Source organism: Bacteroidota bacterium, assembly GCA_005882315.1.
GTDB lineage: Bacteria > Bacteroidota > Bacteroidia > Chitinophagales > Chitinophagaceae > VBAR01.
The window spans coordinates 22,917-43,850 of sequence record VBAR01000008.1 but is presented as its reverse complement, the minus strand read 5'-3'; the positions used below and the strand labels follow the sequence as shown (position 1 = coordinate 43,850).

Here is a 20,934-nt window from a genome sequence, read left to right as displayed (position 1 = left end):
GTAACAGGAACAGCACCAGCACAATTATCATTAGCAGAAGCAGAACCGAAGTTGATGCTTTCTGGGTTACAACCTGGGTTCAGGTTGCCACCTGTGATAGTGATAACTGGTCCTTGTGTATCCACAGTCCATGTAGCAGTACGTGAAGTAGATGAAGAATTATTACAAGCATCACTTGCATTCCATGTCATAGTCTGTGTTCTTGAACAACCAGTAGTAGTGATCGTACCGGCAGTAGAAGTAACAGGAACAGCACCAGCACAATTATCATTAGCAGAAGCAGAACCGAAGTTGATGCTTGCTGGGTTACAACCTGGATTCAGGTTGCCACCTGTGATAGTGATAACTGGTCCGTCAGTATCTACAGTCCAAGTAGCAGTACGTGAAGTGGATGAAGAATTATTACAAGCATCACTTGCATTCCATGTCATTGTTTGTGTTCTTGTACAACCAGTAGTAGTGATCGTACCGGCAGTAGAAGTAACAGGAACAGCACCAGCACAATTATCATTAGCAGAAGCAGAACCGAAGTTGATGCTTGCTGGGTTACAACCTGGATTCAGGTTGCCACCTGTGATCGTGATAACTGGTCCTTGTGTATCCACAGTCCAAGTAGCAGTACGTGAAGTAGATGAAGAATTATTACAAGCATCACTTGCATTCCATGTCATTGTTTGTGTTCTTGAACAACCAGTAGTAGTGATCGTACCGGCAGTAGAAGTAACAGGAACAGCACCAGCGCAATTATCATTAGCAGAAGCAGAACCGAAGTTGATGCTTTCTGGGTTACAACCTGGGTTCAGGTTGCCACCAGTGATAGTGATAACTGGTCCATCAACATCTACAGTCCAAGTAGCAGTACGTGAAGTGGATGAAGAATTATTACAAGCGTCACTTGCATTCCATGTCATTGTTTGAGTTCTTGAACAACCAGTAGTAGTGATCGTACCGGCAGTAGAAGTAACAGGAACAGCACCAGCACAATTATCATTAGCAGAAGCAGAACCGAAGTTGATGCTTGCTGGGTTACAACCTGGGTTCAGGTTGCCACCTGTGATAGTGATAACTGGTCCTTGTGTATCCACAGTCCAAGTAGCAGTACGTGAAGTAGATGAAGAATTATTACAAGCATCACTTGCATTCCATGTCATAGTCTGTGTTCTTGAACAACCAGTAGTAGTGATCGTCCCGGCAGTAGAAGTAACAGGAACAGCACCAGCACAATTATCATTAGCAGAAGCAGAACCGAAGTTGATGCTTGCTGGGTTACAACCTGGATTCAGGTTGCCACCTGTGATAGTGATAACTGGTCCATCAACATCTACAGTCCATGTAGCAGTACGTGAAGTAGATGAAGAATTATTACAAGCATCACTTGCATTCCATGTCATTGTTTGTGTTCTTGTACAACCAGTAGTAGTGATCGTACCGGCAGTAGAAGTAACAGCACTTGCACCAGAACAATTATCATTAGCAGAAGCAGAACCGAAGTTGATGCTTGTTGGGTTACAACCTGGGTTCAGGTTGCCACCTGTGATAGTGATAACTGGTCCTTGTGTATCCACAGTCCATGTAGCAGTGCGTGAAGTGGATGAAGAATTATTACAAGCGTCACTTGCATTCCATGTCATAGTCTGTGTTCTTGAACAACCAGTAGTAGTGATCGTACCGGCAGTAGAAGTAACAGCACTTGCACCAGAACAATTATCATTAGCAGAAGCAGAACCGAAGTTGACAGTTCCTGGATTACAACCTGGGTTCAGGTTGCCACCTGTGATAGTGATAACTGGTCCTTGTGTATCCACAGTCCATGTAGCAGTACGTGTAGTAGATGAGGATTGCAGACATCCATCAATAGCGTTCCAAGTCATGGTCTGTGTGCGGGTACAACCACTTGTCGTGATCGAACCGGCAGTAGAAGTAAGCGTAACAGCACCAGCGCAGTTGTCAGAACCAGAAGCAGAACCAAAGTTGATGGCTCCTTCTGGATTACAACCTGGGTTGAGGTTACCGCCTGTTATAGAAATAGTCGGAGGCGTTACATCTACAGTCCATGTAAATGTTTGAGTACATGTTTCAGTATTACCACAACCATCTTCAGCTAAATATGTTCTTACCTGTGTTCTTTGACATCCATTTTCCACAACCGCTCCCTCAGAAGAAGAAACAGTAACAACACCGCAATTATCTGTAGCTACAGCACCAGCAGGTAGAGGCAGACCAACAGGGTTACAACCTAAATTCGATCCCGCAGGGCAAGATGTAAATACTGGTTTAGTACGATCAAAACAAGCATTGATCTGAATGGGTTCAATAAAATCTTTTAAATCTGCAGTTCTTTCAGCAGAAGATTTTGTTTTGATAAAAAGTGATTTGAAAGGCAATCTTGCGCAATCTGCAGGATCAGATATTGCACCAAGCATTCTTGTAATGTCTATTGCACCTTCTATAAATTGTAAAGGTTGATATGTATTAAGTCCAAATGCACCATAAGGTATAGGGATATTTCCTCCGTTAGCTGCGGCGTATGCAGAACCGGTAGGGGGAATTGTATCCACATAGTCAAATGTAGTTTCGCTTGTATTTGTCCATTTTAAGAAAGAAACAGCTGCAAAACTACCACCAGCCGTATATTGTAATGTGATACTTATATCACCAATAGTTCTACCACCATTAGGACCGGTAGAATTAAAACCACCGGTTAAAGGACCGCCGGTTTTAGTGATCGTATTCTTGTATAATTCAAAGTCCAGGTAACTGGTACCGTTTGTTGACATCCGGTCTCCTGCAATAATAAGCCAGATATGGCCATCACTTGGAGCCATTGTTAACAACGCAGCCGCATTGTTCATGTCATCTTTTGCAGGGGGTTTCTGGCTTCTCCATCCCCAGGTATTCGGGTTTTGGAAAAGTTTATTACCACCATCAAAGATGTCATCCAGATCCTGATCGTTGTAACGATCAAATAAGCGATAAGCCATTACGATCAACGGAGCTCCGGTTGTGGGGTTAAGTACATAAGTATTGGGTGCCTGGGCACCTGTACCTGTCCAGTCGCCATCTCCGGTTGCACGCACCACATTGCCGTCGATAGCAAAACCACCGAATGGTGGATTAACAGGAGCAGTTCCTGCTAACTGACCGCTGGAAATAATAAATGTACCTGCAAGCAGATACATCACCATCAGCAATCTGAGGGATAAAGTTTTTGTTGTGCCTGTGATCTTTGTTACAGGGCTACAACAGGGTAGATCTTTTCTCATACGAAAAGTTTTGTTTTAATGATGAAATATAAAATAAGAACGTTGAAAGCCTTTGTGGGCCTGCGTTTCAAGGGAGGGGGATTAATTAAGATTTGCTAATAAATCAGAATCAAATAGGAGATGTGGAAGATTAACTTGTGGTTTTTGGTAGGATTAGAGGCGTTAAAGCTACGTTATTTCCCCTCACTTCCAAATATTTATGGAGGTTTTTTCGATAGTAAATGTACGACACCCAAGCTTGTTCAAACAATTAACTGTCGTTTATATAGCTGAATTGCATTTTCAAAACCCAGATAAATGGCATCGCAAATTAAGGCATGCCCAATGCTTACTTCATCTGTCCAGGTTATGTTTTGATTAAAGTATTTCAGGTTATCCAGGTCAAGATCATGCCCTGCATTGATCCCAAGTTGCAGATCTCTTGCTTTTGCTGCGGCATTTATATAAGGTTCGATTGCCTTCGCTTTATTTCCTTTTGAAAATTCTTTTGCATAACCTTCCGTATACAATTCAATTCTGTCGGTTCCTGTTTCTGCTGCCCCTTCAATGATATTTATTAAAGGGTCACAGAAAATAGAAGTCCGTATTCCTGCTTTTTTAAAAACTGAAATGATCTCGATCAAATATTTTTTATTCGCAATGGTATTCCAGCCATGATCAGATGTTAATTGTCCTTCTGTATCAGGAACCAGAGTTACTTGTGTAGGTTTTACTTCCAATACAAGCTCAACAAATCTTTTTTCTTTTGGATTTCCTTCAATGTTATACTCTGTCGTGATTATTTTTTTTATTTCTCTTGCATCATCATAACGGATATGACGTTCGTCCGGCCGCGGATGCACCGTTACTCCATTAGCACCGAATCGTTGTACATCAATAGCCGCTTTTACCACATCAGGATTATTTCCGCCTCTGGAATTTCTAAGCGTTGCAAATTTGTTGATGTTTACAGAAAGTTTTGTCATTGTATTTGAAGTGTCAGATCTGTAAAGTTAGAATCTATTTGATAATTACAGTTCCATCCATGTATGATCGGCCAGCAATTTTACAGCAGATATAAATTTTTTGAAAGGACCATTGGCACCCCATTCTCTAGGTGCTACCAAAGAAAGGGTATAAGTATCATCTTTTTTCTGATACACATAATAAGTCTGTCCGATATTAGGTTTAAAAGAGATCTTAGAATCATAGATCATCAGGGAAAGATCTTTTCTTTTTTGAATTTCCTGTGCCTGCAAAGCCAATAACTCGATTTGTTTGCGGATCTGGTCTAACTGCATATTGGTTTGTTCTTCCATTGCCGTCAGGGCTTTGTGTTTTATCATGCCTTCTTCATTCGGCTTTATGACAGCTCCTGCAACGGACGCAGAATAGGGAAGAACACTTAATTGTTTATGATAAATTTCTGTATTGGTAAATGAAGTGCCATCTTTTTTAAAACCCTGTTGAATGACTTTTAAATAACCATTCGGTTGTATCTCATGAGTAATGTGCAGAATGATTTGTCCTTGTTTATAAAAATGAATTTCAAAACTGATACTGTCGGGAAATAATACCTGCACTTTTTCAGCAAGCTCAGTTCTTTCAAATTCATTCAAAGCCCCATCTGCAAGGATTTTATAGCCAGAATCAAATGCAAGATTTTCCAGTGAAACCCAATGATGACTAATGCTCAATTGTTTTTGAATACCGGATGATTCTATTTTATAGATACCGCTTTTGGGTCTTTCTCCATTTTCGTAGATTCCTTTTTCAGGAAACAACTGCCAGCTTGCTAAAAAATTATAGGCTGAGATCATTTTGTTAGATAAGGGTTGCAAAGGTTTGTATTCAAGCTGTAAAAAACAAAAAGTACTTACTATAGTTTAGTAAGTACTTTTTTATAGAGATCAATTTTTAATCTTAATACCTGTAATGCTCCGGTTTGAACGGACCATTCTTAGTAATACCTAAATAGCCAGATTGAGCATCTGTCAGTTCTTCGAGTTCAACACCAATTTTAGCCAGGTGTAATCTTGCAACTTTTTCATCCAGGTGTTTTGGAAGAACGAAAACATTGTTTTCGTAATTCTTGTGATTTAGCCAGAGTTCGATCTGGGCAAGAGTTTGATTGCTGAATGAATTACTCATTACAAATGAAGGGTGACCTGTTGCACAACCTAAATTCACTAATCTTCCTTCAGCAAGAATGATCACATCTTTACCTTCTATATTATAAATATCTACCTGTGGTTTTATGGTATCTTTTGTATGACCATAATTCTGATTCAACCATGCGATATCAATTTCAATATCGAAGTGACCAATATTACAAACAATGGCTTTATCCTTCATTAGTTTGAAGTGTGCACCGGTGATCAGGTCACGGCAACCACTTGCAGTAACAACGATATCTGCTTCTTTAACTGCATTGATCATTTTCTTTACTTCGAATCCATCCATAGCAGCCTGTAATGCGCAGATAGGATCGATCTCAGTAACGATAACACGGCAACCTGCACCTTTCAATGAAGCAGCAGAACCTTTACCTACATCACCATAACCACCAACAACAGCTACTTTACCAGCAAGCATTACATCAGTAGCACGGCGTATAGAATCAACCAGTGATTCTTTACAACCATATTTATTATCAAACTTAGATTTGGTAACAGAATCGTTTACATTAATTGCAGGCATTGGTAAAGTGCCTTTTGCTACTCTTTCATATAAACGGTGTACACCGGTTGTAGTTTCTTCGGAAATGCCTTTTACATGCTGTACCAGTTCAGGATAAGTATCCAGCACCATATTCGTTAAATCGCCACCATCATCCAATATCATATTTAAAGGACGATCAGCTGCGCCAAAAAATAGTGTTTGTTCGATACACCAATCAGCTTCTTCCTGACTTTGACCTTTCCAGGCAAATACACCTATTCCTGCCGCTGCTATTGCTGCTGCTGCATGATCCTGTGTAGAGAAAATATTACATGAGCTCCATTTTACTTCAGCACCTAACGCTGTTAATGTTTCAATTAAAACGGCAGTTTGAATGGTCATGTGAAGGCAACCTGCAACCCTGGCACCTTTTAAAGGTTGAGAAGGTCCGTATTCTGCACGGATAGCCATCAGGCCGGGCATTTCTGCTTCAGCAAGGCGTATTTCTTTGCGGCCCCATTCAGCAAGACTGATATCTGCAACTTTGTTGGGAAGGCTAAAATCAATTGATTTGGACACTGTTGACATTTTTTATGGTTTTTATTTTCGGCGGCAAAGGTAATGATATATATAATATGATAGGGGCTTCGTCCTGACCCTTTCAAAGATGTTTTACACATATTTCCAAGCCTTGTTTAAGCGGGCAGGTATTTTACCCATCCTATTTGTAAACAAATAGAAATACTTTTGAATTCCAATCATTCAATATGTATTCTTACGATACCGTTACCGAAGCTCTTAGTGATTTAAAAAAAAGAAACTTCACATTGGATTTCAACCTTGCTGAGAATTGTATCGTCTGCAATGAGCAAAAGTTCAATTTTGAGGATTTTGAAATAGTAGAGTTTTATCGTTTTGAAGGCAATACCGATCCGGCCGATGAGGCTATCGTTTATGCGATTGAATCCAAATCAGGATTGAAAGGAGTGCTGGTTAGTGGATATGGAATATCAGCAGAAGGTATGAGTGCAGAAATGGCAAAAAAATTGAAAGTACATACATCTTAAAACTGTATATGAAAAAAAGTGGATCGATCTTAATTGTTATTATGTTGACATTAATAAGTCAATATAGTTTTTCACAAACTGATAGCTTGCATTTGCTATGCCCTTTTGAAAATGGATCGGGTCGTGAGCCTAAAGAAGCATTTACCTGGGACCCGCCTGAAAAGAAGATCATCATGATTACAAAAATGGATACGATCATCCGTAGTTGCATTGATGCCCGGGTATCCAATGTAAACCCAACTGAAGATGAGCGATTCGAAATTGTCATTTATTATAAGGAATATTATTTCTGGTATTATGGTGTTACAAAACCATTAGTAAAAAGGGGAGATAATTTAAAAGCAGGACAAGCATTAGGTTTATATAAACCGGGAACCGAAGTTGAATTCAGAATGTTCAAAAAAGAAGAGCCACTTGATCCCCGCAGCCTGCTTGATTGTAAAACGCCCAATGATCAATAAACTATTCAGCTAAGTTTTTTCTCCATTAAGTAATCGTCCATAACATACCCGTTGCCGATCGGGAAATCAAATTCGTATAAAACGGTAAACCCGATCTTTTCATAAAAGTCTTTTGCTTTATTTCTTTTGTTTACCTGTAACCTCAGTGCAGAAATATTTTGTGCTTTGATCGTATTGATAATATGATCGATCACAAATTTACCGGTTCCTTTTCCTTGCTGATCAGGTAAAATATAGATCTTATGTAATTTAAAAATACTTGGCTCTGTTGGACCGAATGAGGCAAAGCCAACAGGTCTCTCATCATCATAAACAAAAATGAAACGGCAGTTATCCTCAATCATTTGTTTTTTTAGGGATTCTTCACTGTACATCATCTCCAGCATATAATCGATCTGTTCTTTCGAAATAATGCCTGTATAAGTTTGCGGCCAGATTTTGAAACAGAGTTCACGAACAAGTGGTATGTCTTCAACACTTGCTTTTTGTATTGACAACATATTTTTCAGTTAAACGCCTGTAAGAAAATTATCCTTGATATAATCCACTACACTAACGAGATTTTTTGATTTCTCATAAACCGCCAACTGCCTGTCTGCACCGGTTCCGTTCTCTATCATCTTATGTACATAAGCAATTCTGTGCCTTGAGCCAAGATGATCGAGCACGGGATCAATAAATTCAAGTAGTTCATAAATTAAGGCTCTTGTATTTACTTCTTCTTCTTTTCCAAAATCGATCAGCCTTCCATCAATACCATAACGGCTGGCTCTCCATTTATTTTCATTGAGTAATGCACGGGAGTATTGAATGAAGTTCAGGTTTTTTGAACGCAACATATAGATGCGGGCACAAATAGCCTGGAACAAAGAAGCAATCGCAATTGTTTCGTCGACTGTCATCGGTATATCACAAATTCTGAATTCAACTGTATTGAAAAATGGATGTACCCTCAGATCCCACCAGATCTTTTTTGCATTATCAATACAGTTTGTTTTTATCAGCAGTTTTACATAATTATCATAGGCCTCTATACTTTCAAAAGCTTCCGGTATTCCGGTGCGGGGAAATTTATCAAATACTTTTGTACGGAAAGATTTATAACCTGTCAGTCTTCCTTCCCAGAATGGTGAGTTGGTGCTAAGTGCAAAAATATGTGGTAAAAAATATCTTGTTGAGTTAGCAATATGATTTGCCATTTCCCTGTTTTGCATACCAACATGCACATGCAAACCGAAAATAAGATTGCTGCGTGCAGCTTCCTGCAATTCATTTACTATTTCATTATATCGTGCATGTTCTGTTATCAGTTGGCTTTCCCAATGGCTGAAAGGATGCGTACCCGCTGCACCCATTGAATAACCGAGCCCGGTAGCAATACCGCTGATCGTTTTTCTCAATGTGGCTATATCAAGAAATGCTTCGTCTGCATCGGCGCATATATCTGTACCTACTTCTACTACCGCCTGGTGCATTTCTGCTTTTACTTTATCCTTAATTACTTTTTGCCCCTCCTGTACGATCTGCTGTTCATGGCTTTTCAGTTCTCTTGTTACCGGATCAATCACCATGTATTCTTCTTCAACACCAAGGGTAAAGGTTTTATAGTTTAATGTAGCCATAATAAAATGTAAAACTCTGAATGTAAAATCTGAAATGTAAAATGAAAATCAAATCACTTGCTCACTTCATTTTACATTTATCGTTTAATATTTTACATTTTAGATTTATTAAATAAGATTTGTTTTATTAGCTGAACGTATTACATACTCACCCCAGGTAAGATTATCGCCGCCTTCTTTATTCTCTAATGCTTTTTCGATAGCATAGTTAGATGCTGTTTCTACTACCCATGCAAAATTTTCTTCACCTACACTTTTTACTTCTGCATCAGGTGCAGGGTTGCAAAAATCAATTGCATAAGGCACTCCATCTCTTACTGCCAGCTCTACTGTATTAAAATCATAGCCGAGATAATTGCAGATGCGTAAAACAATTTGCTCCATTTGCTTGTAGCGTTCAGGGCTGGGAGAGAAGCCTGCCACATAACGAAGATGATGTGGATTGCGTGGTTCATATGGCATGATGCGAACATGCTTTCTTCCGATACAATAACAACGATAGTATTCTTCAAAAACAATTTCCTCTTGTAATAGCATTACTAACTGACCTGTCTCCGCATGTTTCTCAAAAAAATCTTCCTTGCTGTCTAATCTGTAAACACTTTTCCATCCACCGCCGGCAAAAGGTTTCATGTAGGCAGGAAAGCCTGTGTATTTAAATATAGTATCCCAATCAAGCGGGTAAGCAAGATTGCTGAACGATTCATCGGATGTATCAGTAGGTAATTCTCTTGATGGAATGATCGCTGTTTTAGGAATAGGCACATCGAGTTTTGTCATTAAACAGTTGTTGAAGTATTTATCATCAGCACTCCACCAGAAAGGATTATTAATGACAGCCGTACCTGTTAGTGCAGCATTCTTTAACCAGGTTCGGTAAAAGGGTACATCCTGTGAAATACGATCAATGATAACAGTGTACCCGCTGAACTCTCCCTGCATAGCTTTGTCAATGCTCACAGGTTCTGCTTTTATACCAGCAATATTTTTACTGTTTATCCTGTCTACAAAAGCCATTGGGAAAGAACGTTCCTTTCCAAAGAGGATTCCGATTTTTTTCATGATTGTATTTTTGATTAGTTAAACTTACCCTATTCAAATGTATTTTTTCGGGGTGTAAAAAACAAGAAACAGTAAGAATAGTTTGTAGATTTTATTCCTGAACGAAACACCTGATTGCGTAATTTTGTCGCTATGACAGGAACTAAAGTGTTTTCAGTAAGAAAAGAACACCTGGAAATATTTTCTGAATACTTAGACCGGGATGTAAAGATTGATTTTTATATACCCAGCTACATTAGTGAATCTTCAGAGAAACCATCATTACTAATCATTAATGACGGACAAGATCTCGAAAAGATGGATTTTGACCTGATCCTTGGTGAATTGCAGAATGAAATTAAACCGCTGATATGTGCCGGCATTCACTGTAGTGCCGACAGAAAAATGGAATACGGAATTATTGATCATACTGATTTTTTAGGCAGGGGTGCAAAGGCAAATAATTATGCGAGTTTCATTTTAGAAGAATTCTTGCCTCTGGCAGAAAAGCGATACAATTCTGATGGATATTCAAGCAAATCTTTTGCTGGGTTTTCTTTAGGCGGACTCAGTGCAATGGATATAACCTGGAAATATCCCGGCGAGTTTTCCCTTGTAGGTGTTTTTAGTGGTTCGTTCTGGTGGCGCAGTCTTGACCAGGATAATCCGAAGTATGATGATAATAAGCATCGCATTATGCACCAGGTGATCAGGAAAGGAAATTATCAGCCCCATCTCGATTTCTTTTTTCAATGCGGGAATATGGATGAAACAAGAGACAGAAATAATAATGGTGTTATTGATTCAGTAGATGATACACTTGATATCATCAAAGAGCTTTTGAATAAAGGTTACACTAAGGATGATATTGTTTATATGGAAATGCCTGATGGCCGACACGATGTGATGACATGGGGAAAAGCTTTTCCTTATTTCCTGAGATGGGGGTGGGGCAAATAGAGTAAAATAAAAATAACTGTCACTTCTGACAAAAAATAATCCCGCTGAAAAGCGGGATTATTTTTTTATACTATGAATCTAAATTTAGAAACTTAAGCGAAGGCCAACCTGGCTGATAAATCTTGCACTGATACCGGCAGCATTGCTTGTACTAACACCCCAAGGCTTGCCCGTTTGTGGGCTAAACTGGTATTGAGGAGTAAGATTTGTAGCAGATGTAAATCCTGTAAAGCGGATCAAAGCATACTGATCATTTGATAAGAAATAGGTCTGACCCCAATTATGACTCAACATATTGGTAAAGTTGTAAACATCATAAGTAAACTGGATCAGGTACATTTTCTTACCCATTTTCAGGTTGAAATCCTGGCGGATACTCATGTCAACAACATGTGCAAATGGTTGACGATCTCCATTTCTTTCAGCAAACTGACCACGACGTTTGCGCAGGTATTTGTTACCCACGATGTATTGCTCCAGTAATTCTTTTTGCTGCGCAATACTATAAGCAACACCATTTACAGTATTAACCGTAAATGTCATTTGTGCAAGGTCTGCCTGGGTAGGAATGTAGATCAGGTCGTTTGTACTTGTTCTGCCGGCATCGCCGACAATGCTGGCATTATATACATAGCTGAATGCATTTCCTTGCTGGCCGTTGTAAGTAAATGTAATAGTAGTCGCCATTTTCTTATTGAGATAACTGAACTTCTTGCTCACATAACCTACAAAACGATGTCCCTGGTCGAAATCTGAAATAGAACGTTGAACATAGTTTTTACCATTCACAGTTTCCATAAAAAGCCATTGTGAGTTGTTCTGTGAACTGGTCAGCTCATTATATACAATTGAATTGCCGTATGCCCAGCTGAAGTTAAATGCCCATCCATTTTTGAAAGCTTTGTCAATAGTAACTGCTGTATTATAAGAAAATCCCTTTTTTGTTGAAGGATTATTGTAAATAAGATAAACACCTGTATACGGATTTACACCATTTGAGCGCATCGGAATATTAAGCGGTGTACCGCTGGGACCTGCGGTGCCGGCTGAAGAATAAACAGTTCTTGGTCCTGCGCCAACCGAAGTAAGGGTCGGAGGAAGGATATTAACGTTCTGGTAATTGATCTCATTAATGTTTTTGGTAAACATGATCTCACCAGTAAGTGTCCAGCCATTACCCAGACGTTTGTCAGCGGCTAACGTTGTCCTTACAATTCTTGGAAGTTTAAATTTCGAAGACATAATATCAACCTGTCCTTTTGAATTGGCCAGGCTTATGCCAAAATCTTCAGGCTTATACTGGTTAAACGGATCATTACGGAAAAAAGGATCAGGCCTGGCATTGATTTGAGCAACAGTAGGATCCATACCGCCTATGCTGGCACCAGTATTATTATATGCACCGCCTGGCCATACAAGACCCATACGACCGGTAAAAAGGCCTATACCACCGCGAAGGGTAAAATTTTCTTCAGGAACTTTGTAAACAAATCCAAAGCGGGGAGACACAGACCAGGGGACCTGTACTCTCTTACCTGAAGTGGCACCATACATATTATAGTATTGTGATATTGCAACCAAAGCGGTATCATTAAAGAAAGGATCTTCTAATGGATCTGTAGGGAAAATTGTTTTATCCAATCTTACACCAAAATTGATCGTCATCTTATCATTCGCTTTTACCTCGTCATTTACAAAGAAGGCAAGGTTCAGAAATTTAAATGCGGCTGCAGAAGGAGAATTTTTCTCATCTGTTTTGTTCTCCAGCAGCGAGAAGGAACGCTGGTAACGAGCAGGCTTGGCATTATTGGTAAAATCACTTAATGAGTTATAAGTATAGGTTCCGTAAAGATCACGAATAAAAAGGTTATTGGCATCGCTGTATAAATTATCCGTACCAATAGAAATTAAATGTTTACCTGCATAAAACTTATATGAGTCATTTAATGTCCAGTTCTTCTGAAGCAGATAGTTACCTGTTGAGAAATTCTCTGTTCCAAAAGTGATGGTACCTGAACCATCACGGATGATTACCCTTGGAAAGGGATCACCTATTGGCTTCCTGTCATCCGCAACATTTGTGTAGGTAATAAGCAATCGGTTGGTAGCTCCTTTTTTGAAGCTGCTTCTTAACTCCCCGGTTACAGTATGTGCTTTGTTAGGGAAAATATAACCATTGTTGTAGAAGTTGATGTTGGTTGTGTTGCTGGCCGTTGTATTATATCTTTCACCCTGGTTAAAACGATAGCTGAAAGTGAATTTATTATTTGAATTCATATTCCAGTCTAACTTCATCTGTACAAAATTTCTTCTTACACTTTCAGGAATATCCAGATAGGGGCCTACATCATACTTGTGAGTACCTTGTACGAAAGATACAAGACCATCAATTCCTGCCTGGTTAGTATTGCCCCGGTAGCTGCTGAACTCAAAGGGTTGTGGCCTGGTGTCTTGTTGTCTTTCACCGATGACAAAGAAGAATAATTTATTTTTTACTAAAGCACCGCCTAAACTAATGCCATAAGTTTTATTGCTCAGGTCAGTAAGCTTAGTACGGTTTGCCTTTAAAACATTGCCCGGCGTACGACCTGCCAATGTCTCATCACGATAATAAAACCAGGCTGTTCCTTTTAAAGTATTAGTACCCGATTTAGTAACAGCATTTGAACCGCCTCCAACAAATCCACCAACAGATGCATCATAAGGTGCCAGCACAACCTGGAACTGATCGATTGCGTCAAGAGATATGGGGCTGATATTTGCCTGGCCACCATTTGTACCAGATGCTGCCAGACCAAATACATCGTTATTGATTGCGCCGTCGATAAAGAAAGAATTCAAACGGTTGTTTTGTCCTGCAAAAGAAATACCTGCACCATCGCCGGTAATTTTTGCCTGCGGAGTAAAACGTAAGAAATCATTAAGGCTTCTGTTAATGGTTGGAATATTTGCAACACGATCTCTTCCAATAGCTGTTTCTGTACCGCCTTTACCGCCAGTAGCAGAACGACGTGTTGAAAGAACCACTTCAGTCAATGTCCCGGTTTTATCAGGTAGCGCCACATCGAAGCGGCTTTTTTCACCGAGATTCAAAAAAACTTCGTCTCTTTTTTCATCGGAAAAACCAACAAAAGTGAAAGTAATGGTGTAAGGACCGCCGGGCTGCATGTTACTGATGTCATATCGTCCACCAGCCCTTGATACAACACGGTAAACAGTTCCTGTCGGGTTATGTGTAGCTGTAATAGTTGCACCTACTAATGCATTATTAGATGCATCTTTTACAATACCACCGATACCACTGTTTGTTTCCTGTGCTGCAAGAAAGAATGGAGCAAGCAGCAGAATAGTAATGAATTGGGTAATTCGCTTAAGCATAGTTAGTTTAGTTTTCTGTTGCAAAGAAATAGTTATTCCCGGAATAAATATAGGGATTCTTGGCAAATATAGACTGAAAAATAAGGCATTACATAAAAAAAATCCACATCCCAAAAGTTGCCCCGCCGGGGTACTTTTTTTTCACAGCTTATACACCTTTTGAAATGGCTATTTTTGCATTTTAATTCTATTGTTATGTTACATACTATCGAAAGTGCATTGGAGGATATTAAGCAAGGACGTATCGTTATTGTTGTAGATGATGAAGACCGTGAAAATGAAGGTGACTTTATCGTTGCATCATCACATGCTACGCCGGAAGTAATAAATTTTATGAGTAAACATGGTCGCGGTTTAATATGCATTTCATTGCTTGAAGAAAGATGCGATGCACTCGGTCTTGAGCTTATGGTGAATAATAATACTGCGTTGCATGAGACTGCATTTACAGTATCTGTTGATCTATTAGGTCATGGATGTGGCACAGGAATTTCTGCACAGGACAGAGCAAAGACAATACAAGCACTTATTGATCCCAAAACTGATCCTAATGACTTAGGCAAACCAGGCCATATTTTTCCACTTCGGGCAAAAAAAGGTGGTGTGTTAAGAAGAGCAGGTCATACAGAAGCTGCGGTTGACCTTGCACGGTTGGCCGGCTTAGAGCCATCTGGTGTATTGGTAGAAATTATGAATGAAGATGGAAGTATGGCAAGATTACCTCAGTTGGAAGAAGTGGCTAAGCATTTTGATTTTAAGATCATCAGTATAAAAGACCTGATCGAATACCGAATTAAAAGAGATTCATTGATCGAAGAGATTGTTAGTGTAGAAATGCCAACGAAATATGGAGATTTTAAACTCATTGCCTTCAAAGAGAAAAATTCAACCAACGAACATTTAGCATTGATAAAAGGAGAGTGGGAAAAAAATGAGCCTATAATGGTACGGGTGCACAGCAGTTGCTTTACCGGCGATATCCTGGGTTCGTTGCGCTGCGATTGCGGTGAACAATTACACAAAGCAATGCAGATGGTGGACAAAGAAGAAAAGGGTGTGATATTATACATGAACCAGGAAGGCCGTGGAATTGGTTTGCTGAATAAATTAAAAGCTTACCGTCTGCAGGAACAAGGTATGGATACAGTGGAAGCAAATATTCATTTAGGTTTTGGAATGGATCAGCGGGACTATGGTGTAGGTGCACAAATACTTCGTCACCTGGGCATTCACAAACTCCGTCTTATCAGTAATAATCCAAAGAAGAGAGTTGGTTTGATTGGTTATGGATTAGAAATTGTAGAAAATATTCCAATTGAAATAAATTCCAATCCTCATAACGAAAAATATTTATCTACAAAGAGAGATAAACTTGGACATGAAATTATGGAAGGAGAATAGTAATTAGCCCGCAATCATCAGAGTTGTCATCAATTCCCATCATCTTTTTTTTCAGCATCTGTTGCGGCTGGAATAGTTATTGGATCTGGCTGTTGTTTCTTTTTATTTCTATTAACAGGAAGAAACAAATCCCAGAAGCGGTTTGCTTCACGTTTATAAGTTAGACCTACGCCTTGTCTTCTTGCTCTTGAATTTTGTAAAAGAAAATCCGGGTTCTCTCTGTAAAAAATTGTTGCACGCAGCGAACCGCTTGGGTTAATTAAAAGGTCCATTGAAATATTCGGTAGTAACTGCACTTTGCTTTCAATAGTTGCACTTGATTGAAAAGCAAAATCCGAAGAAAAACCAGCATTTACGATCAACCTGTCTTTGAAAAGCGAAACGGGAAGATTAACATCTATGTTTCCCTGGTTTACACTCGTAGAAGAGCCACCAGTTTGCCCAAGGATATTTCTGTTGTACAACCCGCCACTTACATTCAATTTTACTTTATCCGATTTAAAAATTTTATAAAGGGCCTGGTTAATGATATTATTTACTTCATTAAATAATAATCCTGAAATGCTGTTATAGACCAATTCATTTATTGCTCCTGACAAACCTGTTCTCTGTGCTGTTTCCGGCGGTGCGAAACTGTTGAATACGATCAGGAAAGTAACCTGCCGGTTCAGTTCATTCGGATTTTTTTCTATTTGTGAAATATTGAAAAGTAATGATGCGTCTCTTTTAGCCTGGCTATTGTCTGGAAATTCGATACTGAAATCAAACCGCGGATCAAACAGTTCATTATACATCCTTGCGGAAACGATCACATCTTCCCGCAACGAGCTAAGATCAGAATTAACATCGTATCCGGTTACCAACGGAGCAAAGCTTACTCTTTCTGCAGTATAAGTTGCTTCAAAATTGATCCTGGCTTTATACGGGTCGCCGCTCCACTCGATAAAGTTGTTGATACCAACTCCTTTTTTTATTTCAAAAGGTTTTTTGAAAACAGATTGTAAGGTGTAATCATATTTTCCATCAATGATATTATATCTTCCGCGGATCGTCATTGGTTCGGAGGTACCTGATCGGATATTCAGTGTTCCCTCACCACGACCGATGATCTCATCCTTGGTAAGATCGTCTATCTGTACTTTGATCGTTACAAAAGGATTGGCGGTAATATCGGCATCGAAAATCATATTGGAAGATGAACTTTGATTGTCGATATCACTCATTTCCCGGCCATATTGTCTTTCTACTAAAAAATCTGATTCACCTGACTCACGGCTGCGTGAAGGTGGAATTGTTACATGACTGCTGTCTTTATCAGATGCAATGGCACTTATCTGCATGAACATATCGTCTTGCGGACCGGAAAGTTGCAATGAGCCTGTGCCAAACGCTTTACCATAAAATTGTTTGTTGTCAACATAGTTTGTGTTGAGCAATAACACAGGGCGGTTATCTAATTTGGTTCCTGTAAATGGTTTGCGGGTTTGTACCCGTATATCAAAAAACATATCCCTGAAATACGAGTGGCTGATATTTCCATTCAGGTAAATCGGGTTGCCTGTTACCGGGTCATTTAATATTATACCATCGAGATTAATATCATTTTCACGCAATTCTATCTCTGTATCTTCTATCTTGTAAAAACATTGGGTAAAAATTACTTTCAACCCGGCATCATGCAGTTTTGCTTTACCTGTATAGTTCATCTTATTTCCTTTGCCAGCTATTTTTATTTTACCTGTAGCAAAGCCTTGCAGATCTGTAAACAATGTTCCGAGAAACCGTTCGAGAATCTTTATCGGGTAATTTTCCGTACCTAATAAAACATAATTCTCTTTCATGCTGTCGGCTTTGTTCAGGTGCCATTGCATATCAAAATCGATCTTGCTTATATCATCATCGTTCTTTCCTTTACCTATCAACTCACCTGTTTTATTATTATAGGTAAAATTAGTGCCGATGTTCCCGATCGAGTCTTTGTCAAACCAAAGCTTATCGAAATTGACATCAGAGGTTATATTGAATTTTTTTGCAGGGTCTTCTACTATGATAGTACCCGATGCAAGTCCGGATAACTGGTTTTTAGGTAAAATAAAAGGTGCAAGATCGCCAAGGTTTAGATTTTTTAAAACGACTTTCAGGTCATTGTGAGTTCCCTCTGATGATGGTTCTGTACTGAGTTTGATTATTTGTTCGCCTTCTCTTAATGTCAGCTCACTATTGGTTACAATATTACTTCTGAATTCAAGTTCGCCATCCCTTTCAATGGTCCAGGATTTTTTATTTACGTCAAAATAGGTTGAATCAAAACGAACTTTGAACCCATCATCGAAAGTGGAAACAACTGCATTAATATTTGCGCTTTTGATCTGTTTATTTGATTCCGTAACGATTTTAACTTTAGAAATATCGTTTGCTGCTTCAATACTGAATGTGCTTGCTCTCAGGCTGATGCTGTCATTGATCTTTATAGAAGCGGCACTGCCATTCAGAAAAAGTTTTTCACGGTCGCCGGTACCAGAGAGTTTAGAATTGTTGAATACAAGACCGCCTGCGGTAAACGATGGGATGTCTGCATCCAACTTGATCAGGTTTTCATCCATATTTAACTGCCCGGTAAAATGACTTTCATTAAACCCAGTTATTGAGGGGATGAACATTTGCAGCAATGAATTTGCATTGTGTGTTTTAATATCGAATGTGAAGCGTTGATTGATAGGTGTAGTCCTCGGTGGTTTAATAAATGCGGGGTAATATTTATTCAGGAATAAAGTGATCGCATTCGGGAGACTGTTAATATTAAATTTTCCGGAAACATACCCTTCAAGTTCATCCGTGTTGATAGAAAGTCGTTTCTCTCCGTTAATGATCTCCGATTTCAAAGTAAAAGAATCAAAAGCCAGTTTATTGCCATTTTTATAAATAGCACCATGGGTAATTGTTGCTGTACCAAGGAAATCGTCAATGTTATCTCCTTTAAAATCGAATTTTAAACGACCGGAAAAAGTATAATCCTCGTTTGCGATCCGCAATTTTTGAAACTGTATATCCTCTATCTCCGCATCCAGTTGGAAGAATGGATTTTTACTGTTAAGATCAATAATACCCGTTGCATTAAATACTGCATTGGAATCTTTAGAACTGATCGTGCCTTCAAAGAGTTGTTTATTCAGGTTGCCTTTTACATCAATTTTCTCATAATGGTAACCATTGTAAACAAGTGAATAGATCTTGCCATCAATATCTGCATTAATGTTTTTATCAAAGCCGGAGCCTTTAATAGCAGCTTTCATTGAAATGACCCCAATATCTTTTTGCCCGAGAAATTGTCCGAGGTTAAAACCACTTGTAGAAATAGTGCCGGAATAGATCGGGGGTTTACCTTCCGGTAATTTCATATTGATATCGGAAACAATTGTCCCCAGATTTGTTTGCGTAGTACCATAGGTTACAAAATCTCTTATGAAACCGGTAAAGTTCCCTTTAAAATTTATATACTGAATTGAACTAAGACGGGGTGTGGTCACATTTCTTATTTCAGGAATTAACTTTACGGCATCAGCATAAGTTGTTTTAAATTCTTTACTATTGAAATCAATAAAAGTTTTGTTGATATCTGGCAGGCCGGAAAGCATGATATCGCCATTAAGCAATGTGTTATTGCCTGCTTTGATGAAAAGATTTTTACCGTTCAGGTCTTCTATCGTACCTTTTATTTTTCCTGTCAAAAAAATATTTTTCTTCCAGCTACTCATGGTCGGTGCGAAATAAGCAATATCATCCGAATCAATTTCTGTGTTATTAAAATCCCCGGTAAGTTTTACCCGGCTCAGAAAATAACCCATATCATCAATATCATTAAACTGCATGGAGTAATAATTGCGGATACGGCTACGATTGGTCTGCAGATCAAGATTAGCAAACTCCATTAATTGAGGCGTGAATTTTACATCAGCGATCATTTGTTTTACTTCCAACCCGCTGCGTTCTTTTGTTTTCAGGTCAAGCGTGGTGGTTATCGTGTCTTTATTCCATTTTACATTGGTCAGTGTTCCATTTATTTCACTGAATAAAATATGCTTGCCATCGAAATAAGAGAGAGGAGGACTTTCTGTTTGCTTATCATTTTTAAACGTACCGTTCTTTAAAATAAGTTTATCAAGGTTTACTACCCATCCGGTAGCATTCCATTTTAATGATGAATCCGGTACTGTTTCAGTTTTTACTTTTTTAGGTCCCGCAGGTTTTAGTCCTTGATAATCGGAAAGGCTGAAATAGGGATCTTCGATTTCCAATAAAGCGACATCAACATTTTTAGTTTTGAAATTGATATTTCTTGCATCAAGGCTTAATTTGCTTAATTGAATTGTCTGGTCATGCCCAACCCATTTATCAGTTTGTACAAACCTGATGTTTTTCAGATCAATTTTTTTCAGTTGCAGTTCTATGACGTTACTGTCACTGCTCTTTTTTGCGGATGACGGGGATGAAAAATAATCAAATAGGAACTGGCTGTTCCAAACGGAATCAGTACGATTGAAATTGATAATGGCATCTTCAAGCCCGATATATTTCAATTCTATTTTGTCTCTAAAAAAGAACCAATCGGTAATTCTTAGGTTAGCTGTACCTGCATACAACAATGTGTCCTTTTTTTGGTCCCTGACTATAACGCCTTGAAGATTCATGCTGTTGAAAAGCGAAAAGTCAACATGCTTAATACTTACCTCTGTACTTAGTTCTTTTGAAAGCTTTTTAGTGACTCTGCCAACAATATAGTTCTGGCCGTATTGGGTATTGACAAAAATCCAGACGGCGAGCAGCAAGAACAGCAGCACGCCAAAAAACCATAACAGTATCTTTCTCAGCTTTTTCAGGAATGGGTATTAGTTTGTAAAAATAGAGAATCGTGGTGGTTAGGCAAATAAGATACCAAAGCAATGTTCAATCATCAGTCAGGCAAAACAAACTTTTGGTCTGAATAAAGACCCTAAAAGGAGTTATCTCTTGAATACCCGGGATAAATGGAAAATAGGAAGGACAAAAGATGCTTTTCAGGTAGAAGGCATGCTATTAAAGTCAAATCGTATTCTTCCCTTAC

Annotated in this window: 13 protein-coding genes; 4 read left to right on the top strand and 9 right to left on the bottom strand. The window is 38.9% G+C overall.

What is annotated here, in order from left to right; genetic code table 11:
* The 4 genes from E6H07_19785 to E6H07_19770 form a co-directional block, all read right to left on the bottom strand.
* Nucleotides 1-3,263: hypothetical protein (locus E6H07_19785; GenBank protein TMI61359.1), on the bottom strand; the 3,263-nt coding region annotated here is incomplete at its 3' end.
* A gap of 242 nt (nucleotides 3,264-3,505) precedes the next feature.
* The gene (locus tag E6H07_19780) at nucleotides 3,506-4,228 is read right to left on the bottom strand and encodes a pyridoxine 5'-phosphate synthase (GenBank protein ID TMI61358.1); all 723 of its coding nucleotides are present in this window, start codon (nucleotides 4,226-4,228) and stop codon (nucleotides 3,506-3,508) included.
* 45 nt (nucleotides 4,229-4,273) lie between these two features.
* The gene (locus E6H07_19775; protein ID TMI61360.1) at nucleotides 4,274-4,588 is read right to left on the bottom strand and encodes a DUF2452 domain-containing protein; all 315 of its coding nucleotides are present in this window, start codon (nucleotides 4,586-4,588) and stop codon (nucleotides 4,274-4,276) included.
* Nucleotides 4,589-5,165: 577 nt separating this feature from the next.
* Nucleotides 5,166-6,491 carry an adenosylhomocysteinase gene (locus E6H07_19770; protein ID TMI61357.1) on the bottom strand — a complete coding sequence of 442 codons (1,326 nt, stop codon included), beginning with the start codon at nucleotides 6,489-6,491 and terminating at the stop codon, nucleotides 5,166-5,168.
* Nucleotides 6,492-6,670: 179 nt separating this feature from the next.
* On the opposite strand from E6H07_19770, the gene E6H07_19765 reads away from it, so the two are divergent.
* Together E6H07_19765 and E6H07_19760 are read left to right on the top strand one after the other, a co-directional pair.
* The gene (locus E6H07_19765) at nucleotides 6,671-6,970 is read left to right on the top strand and encodes a hypothetical protein (GenBank protein TMI61356.1); all 300 of its coding nucleotides are present in this window, start codon (nucleotides 6,671-6,673) and stop codon (nucleotides 6,968-6,970) included.
* 8 nt (nucleotides 6,971-6,978) lie between these two features.
* A complete protein-coding gene (locus E6H07_19760) occupies nucleotides 6,979-7,431 on the top strand; it encodes a hypothetical protein (protein ID TMI61355.1) in 453 nt (150 codons plus the stop codon).
* A 5-nt stretch (nucleotides 7,432-7,436) separates the two neighbouring features.
* Here E6H07_19760 and E6H07_19755 read toward each other — a convergent pair whose 3' ends face one another.
* The 3 genes from E6H07_19755 to E6H07_19745 form a co-directional block, all read right to left on the bottom strand.
* Nucleotides 7,437-7,931 (bottom strand): GNAT family N-acetyltransferase, encoded by a 495-nt coding sequence (locus E6H07_19755; protein ID TMI61354.1) that lies wholly within the window; start codon nucleotides 7,929-7,931, stop codon nucleotides 7,437-7,439.
* A gap of 9 nt (nucleotides 7,932-7,940) precedes the next feature.
* The gene (locus E6H07_19750) at nucleotides 7,941-9,053 is read right to left on the bottom strand and encodes a carboxylate-amine ligase (GenBank protein ID TMI61353.1); all 1,113 of its coding nucleotides are present in this window, start codon (nucleotides 9,051-9,053) and stop codon (nucleotides 7,941-7,943) included.
* Between the two features lie 108 nt (nucleotides 9,054-9,161).
* Nucleotides 9,162-10,115 (bottom strand): hypothetical protein, encoded by a 954-nt coding sequence (locus E6H07_19745; protein ID TMI61352.1) that lies wholly within the window; start codon nucleotides 10,113-10,115, stop codon nucleotides 9,162-9,164.
* A 132-nt stretch (nucleotides 10,116-10,247) separates the two neighbouring features.
* On the opposite strand from E6H07_19745, the gene E6H07_19740 reads away from it, so the two are divergent.
* Nucleotides 10,248-11,054, top strand: a complete 807-nt coding sequence (locus tag E6H07_19740; GenBank protein TMI61351.1) for an esterase — start codon at nucleotides 10,248-10,250, stop codon at nucleotides 11,052-11,054.
* 84 nt (nucleotides 11,055-11,138) lie between these two features.
* Here E6H07_19740 and E6H07_19735 read toward each other — a convergent pair whose 3' ends face one another.
* The gene (locus tag E6H07_19735; protein ID TMI61350.1) at nucleotides 11,139-14,432 is read right to left on the bottom strand and encodes a TonB-dependent receptor; all 3,294 of its coding nucleotides are present in this window, start codon (nucleotides 14,430-14,432) and stop codon (nucleotides 11,139-11,141) included.
* 195 nt (nucleotides 14,433-14,627) lie between these two features.
* Here E6H07_19735 and E6H07_19730 point away from each other — a divergent pair, with 195 nt between their 5' ends.
* Nucleotides 14,628-15,833, top strand: coding sequence for a bifunctional 3,4-dihydroxy-2-butanone-4-phosphate synthase/GTP cyclohydrolase II (locus tag E6H07_19730; GenBank protein TMI61349.1), 1,206 nt, complete (start codon nucleotides 14,628-14,630; stop codon nucleotides 15,831-15,833).
* Nucleotides 15,834-15,862: 29 nt separating this feature from the next.
* Here E6H07_19730 and E6H07_19725 read toward each other — a convergent pair whose 3' ends face one another.
* Nucleotides 15,863-20,521, bottom strand: a complete 4,659-nt coding sequence (locus tag E6H07_19725; GenBank protein ID TMI61348.1) for a hypothetical protein — start codon at nucleotides 20,519-20,521, stop codon at nucleotides 15,863-15,865.
* Between the last annotated feature and the right edge of the window lie 413 nt (nucleotides 20,522-20,934).

What these genes read in the sequence shown, in the direction of transcription:
- E6H07_19780 (TMI61358.1), bottom strand. Translation starts at nt 4,228, where the DNA reads ATGACAAAACTTTCTGTAAACATCAACAAATTTGCAACGCTTAGAAAT.
- E6H07_19775 (TMI61360.1), bottom strand. Translation starts at nt 4,588, where the DNA reads ATGATAAAACACAAAGCCCTGACGGCAATGGAAGAACAAACCAATATG.
- E6H07_19770 (TMI61357.1), bottom strand. Translation starts at nt 6,491, where the DNA reads ATGTCAACAGTGTCCAAATCAATTGATTTTAGCCTTCCCAACAAAGTT.
- E6H07_19765 (TMI61356.1), top strand. Translation starts at nt 6,671, where the DNA reads ATGTATTCTTACGATACCGTTACCGAAGCTCTTAGTGATTTAAAAAAA.
- E6H07_19760 (TMI61355.1), top strand. Translation starts at nt 6,979, where the DNA reads ATGAAAAAAAGTGGATCGATCTTAATTGTTATTATGTTGACATTAATA.
- E6H07_19755 (TMI61354.1), bottom strand. Translation starts at nt 7,931, where the DNA reads ATGTTGTCAATACAAAAAGCAAGTGTTGAAGACATACCACTTGTTCGT.
- E6H07_19750 (TMI61353.1), bottom strand. Translation starts at nt 9,053, where the DNA reads ATGGCTACATTAAACTATAAAACCTTTACCCTTGGTGTTGAAGAAGAA.
- E6H07_19745 (TMI61352.1), bottom strand. Translation starts at nt 10,115, where the DNA reads ATGAAAAAAATCGGAATCCTCTTTGGAAAGGAACGTTCTTTCCCAATG.
- E6H07_19740 (TMI61351.1), top strand. Translation starts at nt 10,248, where the DNA reads ATGACAGGAACTAAAGTGTTTTCAGTAAGAAAAGAACACCTGGAAATA.
- E6H07_19735 (TMI61350.1), bottom strand. Translation starts at nt 14,432, where the DNA reads ATGCTTAAGCGAATTACCCAATTCATTACTATTCTGCTGCTTGCTCCA.
- E6H07_19730 (TMI61349.1), top strand. Translation starts at nt 14,628, where the DNA reads ATGTTACATACTATCGAAAGTGCATTGGAGGATATTAAGCAAGGACGT.
- E6H07_19725 (TMI61348.1), bottom strand. Translation starts at nt 20,521, where the DNA reads ATGAATCTTCAAGGCGTTATAGTCAGGGACCAAAAAAAGGACACATTG.